This window comes from Burkholderia sp. S-53, assembly GCF_025560745.1.
Lineage (GTDB): Bacteria > Pseudomonadota > Gammaproteobacteria > Burkholderiales > Burkholderiaceae > Burkholderia > Burkholderia pyrrocinia.
The window spans coordinates 494,293-509,829 of record NZ_CP090484.1 but is presented as its reverse complement, the minus strand read 5'-3'; the positions used below and the strand labels follow the sequence as shown (position 1 = coordinate 509,829).

The window sequence follows — 15,537 nt, the reverse complement described above, 5'->3', positions numbered from 1 at the left end:
GGCTCGGAGCCTTGACCGCAGGCCTTCGCGGGTGAAAGCGCTGAACCGGCGATCCATGCAATCATGCGGGCGTCGCATGCATTGCCGGCGCGTCGCTGGCCGTCGCGTGCGGCCGATCCGCCGACGGTGAGCGACACGCGACAACGTTGCGCACTTGCCATGAGATGCCTGCCCGGGGCACGATGCGAAAACGACTTCGCGAACCCCGTCACTTCGACCTCACGCATTTCACGCATGCAAGATTCCAACGAAAGCCGTCCGTCACGTGTGCGGCTGCTGAAAGGCATCCTCCCGATCCGCCGCGAGGGGGCGATCCGTGACGTATTCGCGGGCATTTCGCTCGCGTCGATGGACATCCCGCAGGTGCTCGGTTACGCGCGCATCGCCGGCATGCCGGCCGTCACGGGCCTTTACACGGTATTCCTGCCGCTCGTGGCGTTCGCATGCTTCGGCGCGTCGCGCCATCTCGTGGTCGCCGCCGATTCCGCGACCGCGACGATCTTCGCGAGCCGGCTTTCGTCGATGGCGCCGGCCGGCAGCGCCGACTATGCGGCGCTGGCCGGCATGGTCGCGCTGCTGACCGCCGCGATGCTGCTGCTCGCGCGCATCTTCAAGCTCGGCTTTCTCGCCGATTTCCTGTCGCGCACGGTACTGGTCGGCTTTCTTGCCGGCGTCGGCGTGCAGGTGTCGATCGCGATGCTCGGCGACATGCTCGGCCTCGCCGTACCGTATCCGGCCTCGCGCAGCCTCGCGCAACTCGACTATGTCGTCACGCATCTCGTCCACACGAACCGGCCGACATTCGCGCTCGCGGCACTCGTCGTCGTCGCGATTCTTGCGTGCAAGCGTTTCCTGCCGCGCGTGCCGATGCCGATGATCGCGGTCGCGGGCAGCATCGCAGCAAGCCATGCGTTCGGTTTCGCCGCGCACGGCATCGCGGTGCTCGGGCCCGTCGCGGGCGGGCTGCCGCCGCTGCGCTGGCCGTCCGTTACGTGGCAGCAGTTCCTCGATCTCGTGCCGGTCGCCGCGTCGTGCTTCGTGATGATCATCGCGCAGAGCGCGGCGGCTGCGCGCGTGTTCGCGCAGCAGTACGGCGAGGACGTCGACACCAATGCCGACATCCTCGGGCTCGCGGCCGCGAATGCGGCTGCGGCGGTCGGCGGCGCGTTCGTCGTCAACGGCAGCCCGACGCAGACGGCGATGGCCGACGGCGCGGGCGTGCGCAGCCAGATCGGGCATCTCGCGTTCGCCGCCGTCGTGGTCGTCGTGCTGCTGTTCCTCAGCACGACCCTGCAGTATCTGCCGCATGCGGTGCTGGCCGGCATCGTGTTCACGATCGCGCTCGGGCTGATCAATGTGCGCAGCCTCGCGGCGATCCGCAAGGAAAGCCCCGGCGAATTCACGCTCGCGCTCGTGACGGCCGCGGCCGTCGTGACGGTCGGCGTCGAGCACGGCATCCTGCTGGCCATCGCGTTGTCGCTGATGCGGCACGTGCGCCACAGCTACCAGCCGCACACGATGGTGCTCGAACCGGTCGAAGGCAACGGGCGGTGGCAGCCGGTGCCCACGCGGCCCGGCGCGATGACGGCGCCGGGGCTGATCGTCTACCGGTTCGGCTCCGACCTGTTCTTCGCGAACGACCATTTGTTCGCCGGCGAAGTGACCGAACTCGTCGATGCAGCGCCGGTGCCGCCGCGCTGGTTCGTCGTCGATGCGGGCGCGATCACCGATCTCGACTATTCGGCCGCGCGGACCGTGACCGATCTCGTCAAGATGCTGCACGCGCGCGGAATCGGCGTGCTGTTCGGGCGCGTCAATCGCTACCTGCGCGCGGACATGGATCGTCACCGGATCACCGAGATCGTCGGCGCGTCATGCATCTTCGCGACGCTGCATCAGGCGCTGGAGGCGGCGGGCACGACGCCGGCGCCGCAAGAGCCGGGCACCGTGTAGCGTGAACCTGCGCTAGGCGGCGGCGCGGAAGCGCGCGAAGCCGTTGCGCAGGTGGCGGGCCAGTTCCGTTGCGGCCGGCGTGCGCTGGCCGCGCGGCAGATGAAGGTTGATCGCGAAGTTCGGCAGCGCGGGCAGGCCGCTGCCGGCCGGCAGGATGTCGAGGTCGGCCGGCACGGTGGATGCGAGCCACACGGTCACGGCGAGATCGGAGCGCACGGTCGCGGCCGTCGCGTCGAAGCTGCCGTTCTCGAACACGGTGCGCCACGCGCGATCGCAGCCGCGCAGCGCGTCGAGCACGGTCGGGCGGAACGCGCAGGTCTGCGCGACCATCGACACCGGCAGCGGCGTGTTCCGGTGCGCGGTGCCGCCTTTCGCGCCGACCCAGACCAGGCGATCGACCGCGATGCATTCGCCGCGCGACGCTCCGACCGGCGCCTCGATCAACGCGACGTCGAGATCGCCTTGCGTGAGCCCGCGCCGCAGTTCCGGCGACGCCGCGCATACGAGCGAGAGCGCGACCTGCGGATGCGCGTGCGCATAGCCTTTCAGGATCGGCGCGAGACAGGTGGCGACGAGATCTTGCGGTGCGCCGACGCGAACGGCGCCTTCGACCGCGCCGGCGGTCAGGTCGGTCAGCAGCGCATCGTGCACCGCGAGCAGCCGGCGCGCCTGTTCGAGCAACCGCTCGCCGGCCGCCGTGAGCAGCAGGTTGCGATGCTCGCGGACGAACAGCGGGCCGGACAGCGTTTCGAGCCGCGCGACCTGCTGGCTGATCGCGCCTTGCGTCAGGTGCAGCGCACGGCTGGCCGCCGTCATGCTGCGATGATCGGCGACCGTGACGAAGGCGCGCAGCAGCGCGATGTCGAGATTGCGTGTCATGCGTCGCATTATGAACGCTAATGGCTGGCATAAAAAGCTTTCGCTTTCGTAATGGGAAGTTCGCAGGTAAAACGGGGCTTCGACGACGACAACCGGGAGCCTCCGTGCTGCTTCGCGACTACCTGCCGCTGATGCTGTTCGTGATCGTGTCCACCGTGACGCCGGGCGGCGCGACGACGCTTGCAACCGCATCGGGCGCGCATTTCGGCTATCGGCGGTCGCTGCCGCTGATGGCCGGCATCGCGGCCGGCCTGGCGTCGATGGCGGCGGCCGCCGCGGCCGGGCTCGGCAGCGTGTTGCTTGCGCTGCCCGCGTTGCAGCTCGCGATGAAGGCAGCCGGCTCGTTGTATCTCGTGTGGCTGGCCGTGCGCATCGGGCGCGGCGGCAAGCCGCGGCTCGACGCGGCCGTGCACCGGCCGCAAGGGTTCGTCAGCGGCGTCTGGATGCTCTGGCACAACCCGAAGGGCTGGGCGATGACGCTCGGCGCGGCCGCATCGTTCGCCGCGCTCGCGTCCGGGCCGGCGCGGCTCGGCGTGTTGCTCGGGCTGGCGTTCGGCGCGGCCGCGATGGCGTCGCTGTCTCTGTGGTGTTTCGCCGGGCTGCTGTTCGCGCGCGTGTTGCGCACGGAACGGCAATGGCGCTGCCTGAATGCGGGGCTGGGCGTGCTGCTCGTGATCTCGATCGTGCCGATGTGGCTGCCGTAGCGGGGAGGCCACGTGCGTTGCGTGGCGCTTCCCGTGTTCAGCGCGAACCGGCGCGCGCGGTGCCGGCAATTCGCCCGCCCGCACCGGCCGACCACAACGGCAGCCGCAGCGTCGTGACGAAGCTCGCCGCATGCAGCACGCAAAGCAGGCCGAACGCCCACGCGTACGCGACGGCTTGCGTGCCGCCGCCCGATATCGATTCGGCTTGCAGCCGCCACGCGAGGAACAGCGTGCACAGCGTCGTGAACGTCGGGCCGCCGAGGCGCTGCACGATATTGAGCGACGTCGTCGCCATCGGCAGGTCGCGGCGCTCGACCGACGCATACGCGGCGGAGATCGACGGCGCGCCGATCGCGCTCTGGCCCATGCCGCGCAGAAACAGCGCCGGCACGAGCACGGTCGGATCGTAGCCGGCCAGCGCGAGGAACACGAACGGCAGCGTCGCGACGAGGGCGAGCAACGCGCCGGCGGCGGCCAGCCGGCGCACGCCGAACCGGCTCGTCAACGCGCCCATCGACGGATAGGTGACGAGCATGCCGAGCCCGAGCGGCGCGAGCAGCCAGCCCATCTCGCCCGGCGAGCGCCCGCACGCCTGGATCAGGAACACGGGGATCAGCATCTGGCCCGCGTACATCGCGCCGTTCGACAGGAACTGCGTGCCGGCCGCCGCGCCGAATACGCGCGAGCGAAACAGCGCGAGATCGATCAGCGCGTGTTCGCCCTTGCGTCGCTCGAAGCGCAGGAATGCGGCGAGCAGCAGCGCCGAGCCTGCGATCGCGGCGATGCCGGGCGCCGTGCCGATCCGCTCGGCGCCGTACAGGAACAGCACGAGGCCCGGCGACAGCAATGCGAGGCCGACCCAGTCGAGTGCGCGCCGTTGCACGTCGTCGCGGTCGCCGTGCAGGAGCCGCACGGCCAGCGCAAGCGCCAGCACGCCGACGGGCAAGTTCACGAGAAACAGCCAGCGCCACGACGCGTACTGCAGGATCGCGCCGGCGACGACCGGGCCGAGGATCGGCGCGAGCAGCACGGGCACCGCCGCGTAACCGATCACGCGCGCCATCTGCGGGCCGGCGACGCGCGCGATCATCATCTGCGCCATCGGCGCGAGCAGCCCGCCGCTGATGCCTTGCAGCACGCGGAACGCGATCAATGACGGCGCGGACCATGCGAGCCCGCACAGTGCCGACGAGAGCGTGAACGCGGAGAAGCACCACAGGTACAGCGCCTTCGCGCCGATGCGGTCGACGAGCCAGCCGTTCAGCGGCAGCACCAGTGTCAGCGCGAGCAGGTAGCCGCTCGTCACCCACTGGATCGTCGACAGGCTCGCGTGCAGGTCGGTCGCGAGGCTCGACAGCGACACGTTGACGATCGTCGCGTCGAGCTGCGACAGCAGCGAGCCGAGCGTCGCGACCGCGCTGACCTTCCAGATCGACGGATCGAGCCGGCCGGCCGCGTGGCCCGGCGCCGGCTGCGCGCGCCGGTCGCTCACGCGCCGCGACTGTCGAGCAGCGCGACGATGTCCTGCGTCGTGCCCGTCTCGCCGAGGCGCGGGAAGATGCGCTCGACGCTGTTCACGTGCGCATCCGCGTTGAGGTCGGTCATCGCGTCGACGGCGAGCGTCACGTTGTAGCCGAGTTCGAACGCGTACCGTGCGGTCGATTCGACACCGATGCTCGTCGCGATGCCGGCCAGCACGATCTGCGTGACGCCGACCGCCTTCAGGTGCGCGTCGAGATCGGTGCCGGTAAATGCGCCCCAGGTTTTTTTCGTCACGACGTGGTCGCCCGGCTGCCGGTTCAGTTCGGGTACGAGCTCGGTCCAGTCCGCGGGCAGGGCGTCCAGGCGCACCTGCTGCTGCGTGCGGCCCGGCGCGCCGCCGGCGACGTTGACGAGCACGACCGGCAGGCCGCGGCTGCGGAACGCATCGAGCAGCGCGCGGGCGTGCGTGAGCACCGGCGCGACCGGGTGTGCGGTGGGCAGGGCGGTGATGCCTTTCTGCAGGTCGATGACGACGAGTGCCGTATTCGTGTCGAGACGGGTTGCGCTCATGATGGGACTCCGTGGAGTGGACGAAGGGAGGCGGGCGCGCGAATGCCGCGCATCGCAGCATTCGTGCCCGCCGGATTCACTGGTCGCCGATCCGCCTGATCAGCGGGATCGCGGCGGCGAGCGTGCGGATTTCTTCGGAATCGAGCTTGTCGATCGCGGCGCCGAGCCACTGATGCTTCGCGACGTTGCGCTTGCGCCGCGCGTCGAGGCCGACCGCGGTCAGCTGGAACAGGATCTGGCGGCCGTCGGTCGGGTGCGGCTCGCGTTCGACGAGGCCTTCCTCTTCGAGGCTCGCGAGAATCGTCTTCATCGATTGCGGCTTCATGGCCTCGGCGCGGGCGAGATCGGCGGTCGTCATCGGCCCGTTCTGCTCGAGCCGCGCGAGCGCGCTCGTCTGCGACATCCCGAGCCCGTCGGCCGGGAGTTCGGAACGGAGCCGGCGGATCAACTGGCCGACGGCCAGCGTCAGGTCGGCGGCGACGGTATGGGCAGCAAGGCCGGATGGACGCGAATCAGTCATGGGCGGGATCATAGGTTAAGACAGTTTAACTTGCAAGTTAAACTGTCGAAATTTAAAGAGGATGTGAACGCGCCCGGTTCGCCTGGCGATCGGCGTGGTGTGCACGTCGTCGCGTGACGATACCGGCTGACAAAGGGGGAAAGGCGAAACGGGGGCGGCGCGTCGTCCGCCCGCGCGCCCGGTGACGGCGTGTTCCGCTAGACTCGACCGGTCGAAGGAACCGGCACGACGTCGCTGTACTTCGGCGTCGCATCCTCGTGGAGCAGGTCGCCGAGGTATTGCGCGAGTTCGTCCGCGGCGAGCGCGGACGGAATGTGCAGGTCGGCCGGTCGCCGCTTGCCTTCGGCGCCGAGATCGAACACCGCCCAGCGGCCGTTCTTGCGGACGACGGCGAGCAGCCGTCCGAATGCATTGAAGCGGTATTCGTCCTGCATGGCGTCGCTCCCGTAGGGTGAACGCGCCGGCCGCCTGCGCGTGCTTACTGGATCGAGCAGGTCAGCCAGCGATGGATTTTGAGGGCGTCGCTCGATACGCCGGCGCGCGTCGGCGCGCCGAGCAGCACGACCGTTTCGCGGCGGCCCTTCACGCGCATGCGCATCACGACGCCGTGCCCCGATTCGTTGATGAAGCCCGTCTTCTGCAACCGGATCGGCAGGCGTCGGTAGCGGACGAGCGGGTCGGAATTCACGTACAGCAGCTCGCCGTCGCCGGGGCGCACCGTGGTCGACGTATCCGTCGAGAAATAGCGGATCAGCGGATCCTGCGCCGCCGCACCGACGAGCTTCGCGAGATCCTCGGCCGTCGATACGTTGTGCGGCGACAGGCCGGTCGGCTCCCTGAAGTGCGTGTGGCGCATGCCGAGCCGGCGCGCTTCGCGGTTCATCGCGTTGACGAACGCAGCGCGCCCGCCCGGATAGTCGCGGCTCAGCGCGGCGGCCGCACGGTTTTCCGACGACATCAGCGCGATATGGAACATGTCGCGGCGCGACAGTTGCGAGCCGACCTGCAATCGCGAACCGGTGAACTTGATCGTGTCGCGGTCGTGCGCGGTGACACGCAGCACGCCGTTCAGCGGACGGTCGGCGTCGCGTGCGACGACGGCCGTCATCAGTTTCGAGATCGACGCGATCGGCCGCACGGTGCGAGCGTTGCGTGCCAGCAGCGGTGTGCCGGAGTCGACGTCCAGCACGTAGGCGGCGCGTGAGTGCAGTGACGCGACCGCGCGCGGGGTGTACCCGCAGCTTGCCATCAGACGCTGTTTGGCGGCGGCCGGGCGCGGGCGTACGGCGGTCGTGCGCTTCGCGCGGCGCTGCTGCGGGGCTGGCGCCGCATGACGCTTGACTGCCTGGTGCTTCACGCGCGGACGGCGATGCTTGACGGCCTTGTTCTTGCGGTGGGGTTTCTTCTTGACGGCCTTCGGATGCGCATGTGCGTGGGCATGCGCGGTGCGATGCGGCTGCGCGCGCTGCGCGGACGCGTTCGCGGCGAACGCGAGCAGCAGGAACGAGAGGGCGAGGATCAGGGTGGTCCGGGCGCGGGGCAGGCGCGCGATGAGGCCGGTCAAGCGAAAGTCTCCTTTTCACGCGCGATGCGGCTGCGCGGAATGCATGGGCGGTCGGTAGGTGCGGGAAATTATAAGGTCGATCGCGTGGCGATGACGATTGGATCGCGCGCAATGGCGCGTGATGCACGCAGATTCAGGCTGTTCTTTTGCCGCCGGTCAACGGCGGGCGTGCGATGAAAATCGTAAAGGCATGCCGTGCGGGGCCGGCACACGGCAGCAGGTAGCGTGGTTCAGCGCGGCCAGTTCCGCCGCGACACGACCGCAAAACTGATCGCGATCGACCCCGTCACGGCGCGTGGCGGCGCGTCTTCAAGCGCATCGCCGAAACGAAAACGGCGGCTGCGTCCTTCGGTGCGTTCGGCACGACGCTTCGGTGCGCGCGCATCGGCCGCGGCCGCGGCGGTGCGTTCGTCCGCGACGGCGGCATCGCAGGATGTATCGGCAACGCAGTCGGCCGCATGATCAACAGACATGACAGTGAATTCCGGGAAGGGCATGCCCGTATTGAACGTCATCGCGTTCGATCGGTAAAATGAATATTTCGATCGTTACGATTCCTTTAAAGAATGGAACTGAAACTGCTGCGAACGTTCCTGACGGTCACCGAGCTGTGCCATTTCAGCCGCGCGGCCGATGCGCTGCACATGAGCCAGCCGGCACTGAGCAAGCAGATCGGCGCGCTCGAGGCGAGCCTCGGCGGCAAGCTGTTCGAGCGCGGGCGGCATGGCGCGGAACTGACGCCGTTCGGCGAACGCTTCCTGCCCGACGCGCAGGCGCTCGTGCGCGATGCCGACGAGATCCTCGCGCGTGCGCGGGAGGCGACCAGCGGGCAGCGCGGGCATCTGCGGCTCGGCATCTGCCTGTCGGTGCTGACGCTCGTGCCGAAGCTGGTCGCGGAATTTCGTCGCCGCAATCCGGGCATCGCCGTCACGCTGAGCGACCTGTCGTCGTCCGAGCAGACGCGCCGGCTGCGCGCCGGCAAGCTCGACGCCGGGTTCCTGCGCCTGCCGTCCGACGACGGGCTGTCGTCGTTCAAGGTGATCGACGAAGGGCTCGCGCTCGCGGTGCCGCCGCACCTCGGTTACAAGCGCGTGCCGGCCGACCTCGACGTGCTCAACGAGATCGGCTTCATCGCGTTGCAGCGTGCGCGCGGCCCAGGGCTCGCCGCGCAGATCGACCGATGGTGCGTCGAGCGCCGCTTCGTGCCGCACGTGACGCAGCAGGCGGAAGATGTGCAGTCGGTGCTGACGTCGGTCGCGGCCGGCGTCGGCGTCGCGTTCATCCCGTCGCGCGCGCAGTACCTGCTGCGCGACGCGACGGTGCTGCCGCTCGACGGCCGCGACGCGAAGTGGCGCGTGGGGCTCGCGTGGCTGTCGGACCGCGACGATCCCGTGACCACGCGCTTTGTGTCGTTCATGCGTGCCGCGATCAAGGAAGCGTGACGGGCGAAGCGATATAGTGTCCGCGATCGGCGCTGAATGCCCGAATGAATCTCCTGTCCGCTACAGACCGAACCGATGACTTCAGAATCCGACGAATCCCCGCTCGATCCCGCACTCGTCGCGACACTCGCGACGCTGAACGACGCCGCGAACGATCCGGCCGGCAAGACGTGGTCGCTGCCGAAGATCGCGAAGCGCACGCAGTTGCCGATGAGCACGCTGCGCCGCGTGCTGACGCAGCTCGATGCCGCGGGCCTCACCGCGACGACGCTGAACGAGGACGGCACCGGCAGCGCCGTGCTGACCGACGAAGGGCGCGCGGTGTGCGCGCAACTGTTCGGTGCGAACGACGCAGGATGAATGAAAAACGGGCCGCTGATGCGGCCCGTCGTGTTGCAGCTCGGCGCATACGTCGCGCCAGCCTGTGTATCACCAGCGTGCTGTCATGCCGCCCATCACCGAATGACGATAGGTCTGGTCGTTCAGCCCACGGCGGTAGCCGATGTCGAGATCGAGCCAGCGCGTCGGCGAATAGATCGCACCCGCGAGCACGAACGCCGGATTCGCGCCGGCGGTGCTTTCGGTGTTGCGCGACGTGCCGACGTCGACCACGAGCTGCAGCCGGTCGGTCGCCTTGTAGATCGCCGCGCCCGACACGGCCCAGACCGACGTCAGGTCGCCCTGGCGATTTGGCTGGTACGTGAGGCCCGCGTTCGCGAGCAGCGAGAAGCGCCCAACGTCGGCCTGCGCGAGCAGCGTCGCGCCGGTGCCGACGTGGCCTGTGCCGAGCCCGCGCTCGTCGTTGCCGGTCGGCATCGTTACCTTCGGTTTCAGCGCGAGCGACAGCGGCCCGCGTTCGACGAAGCGCCATTTCATGCCGATCTCGACATCGCCGATGCCTGCGCCGTTCTCGTCGGTCCGCGTTTGCAGATGCGTATAAGGCGCGTTGACGTAGACGTCGACATGTTCGCCGAACCCGCGCGTGAGCGTCGCGTTCCAAAGCTGGTGGCGGCCGCTGTCTTCCTGTTTCGAGGTTTCCTCGGCATTGAACTCGAATTGCCAGTTCGCATTGCCCTGCGTGCCCGTATCGTCGCTGACGAGCGGGTGGGCGGAATGGGCGTCGAGCGGTGCGAGGAATGCGCTCGCGGCTGCGAGCGGAAGGATTCTTTTCATTACGTCACCCGTATTTCATCGTAAGTGGCCGGCCCGCGCGTATCGTGCGGGCCGGCATGTCGTCATCCGAACGGAATCAGAACCACTGCTTGTAGCGGCGCACATAGATCGTCTTGACGATCTGCGCGAGCAGGATGTAGCCGACCATCGTCGCGGCGAGCCACAGCCAGAAGGTGCCCGGCAGGTGCATGAAGCCGAGCGCGTCCGCGAACGGCGAGAACGGCAGCCAGCAGCCGATCGCGATCGCGGTGAACGTCGACAGCAGCACCGGCAGCGCGGCCGTGCTCTGCAGGAACGGGATCTTCTGCGTGCGCAGCAGGTGCACGACGAGCGTCTGCGACACGAGGCTCTCGATGAACCAGCCGGAGTTCATCACGATCTGGCCGCCGGTGCCGCCGTTCAGGTGATACATCGCGCCCGCGCCGAACACGGTCCACATCAACACGTACGTCGTGATGTCGAATACCGACGACGTGGGCCCGACCCACAGCATGAAGCGGCTGATGTTGCCGGCTTCCCACTTGCGCGGTTTCTTCAGGAACTCGGGATCCATCTTGTCCCACGGCAGCAGCATCTGCGACGTGTCGTAGATCAGGTTCAGCACGAGCAGCTGTGTCGCGAGCATCGGCTCCCACGGCAGGAACGCGCTGGCGACCAGCACCGAGAACACGTTGCCGAAGTTCGAGCTCGCGGTCATGTTCAGGTACTTCAGGATGTTGCCGAACGTCTCGCGGCCCTTGATCACGCCTTCCTCGAGCACCATCAGGCTCTTTTCGAGCAGGATGATGTCGGCGGTTTCCTTCGCGATGTCGGCGCCGCTGTCGACCGAGATGCCGACGTCGGCATCGCGCAGCGCGGGTGCATCGTTGATGCCGTCGCCGAGGAAGCCGACCGTGTGGCCGTTTGCCTGCAGCGCCTTGACGATGCGCGCCTTCTGCAGCGGCGTGAGCTTCGCGAACACGGTCGTGCGTTCGACCACCTGCGCAAGCGTTGCGTCGTCGAGCGCTTCGATTTCCGCGCCGAGGATCGGCTTGCCGGGTTCGAGGCCGACCTGGCGGCACACCTTCACCGTGACGGTCGGGTTGTCGCCCGTCAGCACCTTCACCGCGACGCCGTTCTCGCGCAGTGCGGCGAGGGCCGGCGCTGCCGACTCCTTCGGCGGATCGAGGAATGTGAGGAAGCCGCGCACGACGAGGTCGCGTTCGTCGGCGGTGCGGTATTGCTCGCGCTCGTCGCCGCGCGGGATCGTGCGCGTCGCGACCACGAGCACGCGGAAGCCGTCCTCGTTATATGCATTGGCCTGCTCGAGCAGCCGCTTGCGCGCGACGAAGTCGAGCGGGCGCACGCCGTCTTCATCCTGCACATGCGTGGAGACGGCCAGCATTTCCTCGACCGCGCCCTTGCAGACCAGCAGGTGCGTGCCGTGCGTATCCTCGACGACGACCGACAGGCGGCGGCGCACGAAGTCGAACGGCAGCTCGTCGATCTTCTTGTAGCCCTGCGGTTTCACGCGGTCGCCGATTTCGTCGGCGCGCGCGACGACCGCGATGTCGATCAGGTTCTTCTGACCGCTCTGGTGGAAGCTGTTCAGCCAGCCGAGCCGCAGGATTTCCTCGTTTTTATGACCGGACAGGTCGAGGTGGTGTTCGAGGATGATCTTGTCCTGCGTGAGCGTGCCGGTCTTGTCGGTACACAGCACGTCCATCGCGCCGAAGTTCTGCACCGAGTTCAAGCGCTTGACGACGACCTTGCGGCGCGCCATCGCGATCGCGCCGCGCGCGAGGTTCGCGCTGACGATCATCGGCAGCATCTCGGGCGTGAGACCCACGGCCACCGCGAGCGCGAACGTGAGTGCGCTCAGCCAGTCGCCCTTGGTCAGGCCGTTGATCATGAACACGATCGGCACCATCACGAACATGAACTTGATCAGCAGCCAGCTCACGCTCGAGACGCCGCGGTCGAAGCTCGTCTCGATGCGCTTGTGGCTCACGACGTTGCGGGCGAGCGAACCGAAGTACGTGTCTTCGCCGGTCGCGACGACGACGGCCGTCGCCGTGCCGCTGACGACGTTGGTGCCCATGAAGCAGACGTTCTCGAGATCGAGCAGCGACGCCGACGCATCGGTCGTCGCGCCGGCCGTGCCCGTGCTCGCGGATTTGCCGGCCACCGCGCCGAGCGTGTCGTACTTCTCGACGGGCAACGCCTCGCCGGTCAGCACGGCCTGGCTGATGAACAGGTCGCGCGACGCGAGCAGCCGCACGTCCGCCGGGATCATGTCGCCGGCCGACAGGTGCACGATGTCGCCGGCCACGACTTCGCGCATCGGCACCTCGCGGCGCGCGGGCTCGGCTGTGTCGGTCACCGCGCGCTGCACGGTGGCCGTCGTGCGGACCATCGCCTTGAGCTTCTCGGCCGCGCGCAGCGAACGGAACTCCTGCACGAAGCGCAGCAGCGCGCTGATCGTGACCATCGCCAGCAGGATCGTCATGCCGACATAGTCGCGATCGTCGGGCGCCGCGAACCAGACGTCGGTGAAGAAGCTGATGGAGGCCAGCACCAGCAGCACGTAGACGAACGGGTTGTGGAACGACAGCAGCAACTGGCGGGTCCAGTGCGGCGGCTTGTCGTGCGCGATTTCGTTCGGGCCGTAGTGTTCCAGGCGGTCGGCGGCCTGGTCGTAGGTGAGGCCGCGCGTGCTGGTGCGCAGCGACTTCAGCGTGTCCTCGAGCGGGCGGGCCGCTTCCTGCGCGGCGCGCATGATGCGCGGTTCGTTCTGCTGGCCGGCGCCAGCCTTGATGAAGCCGCGCTGTTTCTTATGCGGTGTGTTGCGTTGTGTCATGTGTCGCTCCTAGCGCACGAGGCGGCGGGCGGGGAGCGACCGTGACGTTATCGACGCACGAGCGCTCCCCGCCGCGTCGCGTCAGGCGCGATCGGCTGTGGATCGGTAAAGGCGGGAACGCTCGCCGGCGCGTGGAGTGCGATCGGCGTGTCGATGCGCAGCGTCGCACCGGCGAGCGGTAATCGACTACTGTCGTCTGAGTTCATCTGCACTCCTGTCGGTTGCGGATAGTCGGCACGGGCGATCGGCAGCCGCGCACGCATGAAGGCGCGCGGCCGGACGGCACGCGAACGGAATACGCACGCGGCTGGCGCCGCGCGCAACACGAACGCACACGCGCGACGGCGCGTCGCGTGCATTCGACAATATCGAAAAATTCGGCGGGGAATCTGGCCGGTCAGGCCGGAAGGACGCCGCATCCTGCTTCCCGGGATGCGGCAGAAGACGAGGCTCTGCGCGTTTTCCTCAGGCAGCAGTCAAGTTGGTCGAGCACCAACTACAACTCGCATCGGTGTTCACAGAACACTCCATGTAATTAGACGGGGGCGATGGTAAAGGCTCGTCGTGCGAACCGTCAACCCTTTTGTAAGGTGTTATTTCGAGACACGGGAGCGAAGCGATCGGCGAGCGCCGGGTCGCCGCAAAAAAACAGCCGCGCGCACGCCATGTCGGCATGCGCGCGGCTGCGTCGGGGCAGGGTGCTGGCGATCAGTTGGCCGACGCGACGGCGGCCCCTGCGTCGAGAATGCCCGAGCCCGCCGGCATCGCGGTACACGACGTGCCGGCCGCCAGTTTCGTCGTGCGCGTGCCGCCTTGCAGTTTCTGCTGGATCTGCGCGGGCGTGAGGTTGCCGTTCACCGACAGCATCAGTGCGGCGACACCCGTCACTTGCGGCGTCGCGAGGCTGGTGCCGTTCGCGAGGCCGTAGGTGTCCGAGCCCGGCGTCGTCGTGCCGGTGTTCGACGTCGACAGGATGTTGACGCCCGGCGCGCTCAGCGAGACATCGGCGCCGAAGTTGCTGAACGATGCGCGTCGGCCCGTCGCGTCGGTCGCGCCGACGCTGATCACGCCGCGGCAGTTCGCGGGCTGGTCGAGCCCGGTCGACAGGCCGTCGTTGCCGGCCGCGACGACGACGGTCACACCCTTCGCGGTCACGTCGTCGATGGCCTGCTGGAACGTCGCGCTGCACGCGCCGACGCCGCCGAGGCTCAGGTTGATGACCTTCGCGGGCGTCGGGTTCGTCGGTGCGCCGCTGACGGCGATGCCGGCCGCCCAGCGCATCGCGTCGGCGATGTCGCTCGTCACGCCGCCGCACTTGCCGAGCACGCGCACCGGCAGAATCCGGCCGAGCCACGACACGCCGGCGATGCCGGCGCCGTTGTTGGCGGTCGCGCCGATGACGCCCATTACGCGCGTGCCGTGCCAACTGCTGTCGCTCGGTTGGGTCGCGCAGTGGTAGTACGGGCCGTTGGCGTTGTCGAGTTCCTGCTGCGTGACCCAGTCGCCCGGATCGGTTGCGTCAGGGCCGCGCGACAGGCCGTTGTTGCTGGTGTTGACGTTGGTGATGAAGCTGTAGCCGGGCAACAGGTTGCCGACGAGGTCGCCATGCGGCCGATAGCCGGTGTCGAGCACGGCCGTGACGACGGTCGGCGAACCCTTGGTCGTGTTCCATGCGGGCGGCAGGTCGATGCCGGCGGTCGGGTCGGACAGGTACCACTGCTGGCTGTAGAGCGGGTCGCTCGGCGTGTCGCGGATCTGCATCGGGTGATCCGGTTCCGCGTAGTCGACGTCGGTATCGGCCGCGAACGCCTGCGCGAGTGCGGTTGCGTCGGCGGCCGCGATGCGCTGGCCGAGCGACAGCACGGCCGCGCCGTTCGAGATCGTCCGCTCGACCTGCACGTTCAGCGGCGTTTGCGCGATCGTGCTCGCATAGGCGCGTGCGCTGCCGGTCACCGGTGCCGTCCAGCGCGTCATCGAGCGCTGGATCACCGCGTCGAGGCGCGTCCCGTTGTCGATGGCGGCCATCGCACGCGTGGCCGTCAACGTCTTCAGCTTGACGATCAGGTGATCGACGGGCGCTTCGGCCGGCGTGGTCTGTGCGGCCATCTGCGCGGCGGCCTGCTGCATCGAGCATGCGTTGCCGCCGGTCGTGGCGGGCGGGGTCGTGGGGGCAGGTGTGGGGGCCGGCGTCGGCGCCGGTGCTGCGTTGGACGAAGACGGGTTGCTGCCGTCGCCGCCTCCGCCGCCGCAGCCGGCAAGGGGCAGGAGGGCGGCGGCAGACAGCATGCCGGCGAGCATGCGCGCATGAGCGGAGCGCGCCAGCGAGAAATTGAGACGTTTGGCTCTCATGTTGAAACTCGATCCTCGTAGATAACCGTCGTGCCGGCGGTGGCGCCGGTCCGGCAAAACCG

15 protein-coding genes are annotated in these 15,537 nt (G+C 68.3%); 4 read left to right on the top strand and 11 right to left on the bottom strand.

Going from position 1 to position 15,537, the window contains the following annotated elements; translation table 11 throughout:
- Positions 1-234 precede the first annotated feature (234 nt).
- The gene (locus tag LXM88_RS24435) at positions 235-1,953 is read left to right on the top strand and encodes a SulP family inorganic anion transporter (RefSeq protein ID WP_262545035.1); all 1,719 of its coding nucleotides are present in this window, start codon (positions 235-237) and stop codon (positions 1,951-1,953) included.
- Positions 1,954-1,965: 12 nt separating this feature from the next.
- On the opposite strand, the gene LXM88_RS24430 is transcribed toward LXM88_RS24435, so the two are convergent.
- On the bottom strand, positions 1,966-2,841 hold the full coding sequence (locus tag LXM88_RS24430) for a LysR substrate-binding domain-containing protein (RefSeq protein ID WP_262545034.1): 876 nt from the start codon (positions 2,839-2,841) through the stop codon (positions 1,966-1,968).
- 95 nt (positions 2,842-2,936) lie between these two features.
- Between LXM88_RS24430 and LXM88_RS24425 the strand changes: the two genes are divergently transcribed.
- Positions 2,937-3,536, top strand: coding sequence for a LysE family translocator (locus LXM88_RS24425; RefSeq protein WP_262545033.1), 600 nt, complete (start codon positions 2,937-2,939; stop codon positions 3,534-3,536).
- 37 nt (positions 3,537-3,573) lie between these two features.
- On the opposite strand, the gene LXM88_RS24420 is transcribed toward LXM88_RS24425, so the two are convergent.
- The 6 genes from LXM88_RS24420 to LXM88_RS24395 form a co-directional block, all read right to left on the bottom strand.
- Positions 3,574-5,028, bottom strand: a complete 1,455-nt coding sequence (locus LXM88_RS24420) for a DHA2 family efflux MFS transporter permease subunit (RefSeq protein ID WP_262545031.1) — start codon at positions 5,026-5,028, stop codon at positions 3,574-3,576.
- A complete protein-coding gene (locus LXM88_RS24415) occupies positions 5,025-5,588 on the bottom strand; it encodes an isochorismatase family protein (RefSeq protein ID WP_262545030.1) in 564 nt (187 codons plus the stop codon). Before LXM88_RS24415 ends, LXM88_RS24420 begins: the two co-directional genes overlap by 4 nt.
- A 76-nt stretch (positions 5,589-5,664) precedes the next feature.
- On the bottom strand, positions 5,665-6,108 hold the full coding sequence (locus tag LXM88_RS24410; protein WP_262545029.1) for a MarR family winged helix-turn-helix transcriptional regulator: 444 nt from the start codon (positions 6,106-6,108) through the stop codon (positions 5,665-5,667).
- Between the two features lie 197 nt (positions 6,109-6,305).
- Complete coding sequence (locus LXM88_RS24405; protein ID WP_262545028.1) at positions 6,306-6,542, bottom strand: DUF7661 family protein; 237 nt, start codon at positions 6,540-6,542, stop codon at positions 6,306-6,308.
- 44 nt (positions 6,543-6,586) lie between these two features.
- Positions 6,587-7,672, bottom strand: a complete 1,086-nt coding sequence (locus tag LXM88_RS24400; RefSeq protein ID WP_262545027.1) for a serine hydrolase — start codon at positions 7,670-7,672, stop codon at positions 6,587-6,589.
- A 230-nt stretch (positions 7,673-7,902) separates the two neighbouring features.
- Entirely contained in the window at positions 7,903-8,187 is a 285-nt protein-coding gene (locus LXM88_RS24395; RefSeq protein WP_262545026.1) for a hypothetical protein, read from the bottom strand.
- A gap of 51 nt (positions 8,188-8,238) precedes the next feature.
- On the opposite strand from LXM88_RS24395, the gene LXM88_RS24390 reads away from it, so the two are divergent.
- Positions 8,239-9,114, top strand: a complete 876-nt coding sequence (locus LXM88_RS24390) for a LysR family transcriptional regulator (RefSeq protein ID WP_262545025.1) — start codon at positions 8,239-8,241, stop codon at positions 9,112-9,114.
- Between the two features lie 75 nt (positions 9,115-9,189).
- Positions 9,190-9,474 (top strand): transcriptional regulator, encoded by a 285-nt coding sequence (locus LXM88_RS24385; RefSeq protein WP_262545023.1) that lies wholly within the window; start codon positions 9,190-9,192, stop codon positions 9,472-9,474.
- A gap of 69 nt (positions 9,475-9,543) precedes the next feature.
- On the opposite strand, the gene LXM88_RS24380 is transcribed toward LXM88_RS24385, so the two are convergent.
- The 4 genes from LXM88_RS24380 to LXM88_RS24365 form a co-directional block, all read right to left on the bottom strand.
- On the bottom strand, positions 9,544-10,287 hold the full coding sequence (locus LXM88_RS24380) for a transporter (protein ID WP_262545022.1): 744 nt from the start codon (positions 10,285-10,287) through the stop codon (positions 9,544-9,546).
- A 76-nt stretch (positions 10,288-10,363) separates the two neighbouring features.
- Positions 10,364-13,126, bottom strand: coding sequence for a magnesium-translocating P-type ATPase (gene mgtA, locus LXM88_RS24375; protein ID WP_262545021.1), 2,763 nt, complete (start codon positions 13,124-13,126; stop codon positions 10,364-10,366).
- Positions 13,127-13,173: 47 nt separating this feature from the next.
- Positions 13,174-13,332: a hypothetical protein gene (locus LXM88_RS24370; RefSeq protein WP_172902973.1), complete on the bottom strand. Its 159-nt coding sequence runs from the start codon at positions 13,330-13,332 to the stop codon at positions 13,174-13,176.
- A 502-nt stretch (positions 13,333-13,834) separates the two neighbouring features.
- On the bottom strand, positions 13,835-15,475 hold the full coding sequence (locus LXM88_RS24365) for a S8 family peptidase (RefSeq protein WP_262545020.1): 1,641 nt from the start codon (positions 15,473-15,475) through the stop codon (positions 13,835-13,837).
- Between the last annotated feature and the right edge of the window lie 62 nt (positions 15,476-15,537).

Coding starts and splice junctions, on each gene's coding strand:
- LXM88_RS24435 (WP_262545035.1), top strand. CDS start 235: ATGCAAGATTCCAACGAAAGCCGTCCGTCACGTGTGCGGCTGCTGAAA.
- LXM88_RS24430 (WP_262545034.1), bottom strand. CDS start 2,841: ATGCGACGCATGACACGCAATCTCGACATCGCGCTGCTGCGCGCCTTC.
- LXM88_RS24415 (WP_262545030.1), bottom strand. CDS start 5,588: ATGAGCGCAACCCGTCTCGACACGAATACGGCACTCGTCGTCATCGAC.
- LXM88_RS24410 (WP_262545029.1), bottom strand. CDS start 6,108: ATGACTGATTCGCGTCCATCCGGCCTTGCTGCCCATACCGTCGCCGCC.
- LXM88_RS24405 (WP_262545028.1), bottom strand. CDS start 6,542: ATGCAGGACGAATACCGCTTCAATGCATTCGGACGGCTGCTCGCCGTC.
- LXM88_RS24395 (WP_262545026.1), bottom strand. CDS start 8,187: ATGACGTTCAATACGGGCATGCCCTTCCCGGAATTCACTGTCATGTCT.
- LXM88_RS24390 (WP_262545025.1), top strand. CDS start 8,239: ATGGAACTGAAACTGCTGCGAACGTTCCTGACGGTCACCGAGCTGTGC.
- LXM88_RS24385 (WP_262545023.1), top strand. CDS start 9,190: ATGACTTCAGAATCCGACGAATCCCCGCTCGATCCCGCACTCGTCGCG.
- LXM88_RS24380 (WP_262545022.1), bottom strand. CDS start 10,287: ATGAAAAGAATCCTTCCGCTCGCAGCCGCGAGCGCATTCCTCGCACCG.
- mgtA (WP_262545021.1), bottom strand. CDS start 13,126: ATGACACAACGCAACACACCGCATAAGAAACAGCGCGGCTTCATCAAG.
- LXM88_RS24370 (WP_172902973.1), bottom strand. CDS start 13,332: ATGAACTCAGACGACAGTAGTCGATTACCGCTCGCCGGTGCGACGCTG.
- LXM88_RS24365 (WP_262545020.1), bottom strand. CDS start 15,475: ATGAGAGCCAAACGTCTCAATTTCTCGCTGGCGCGCTCCGCTCATGCG.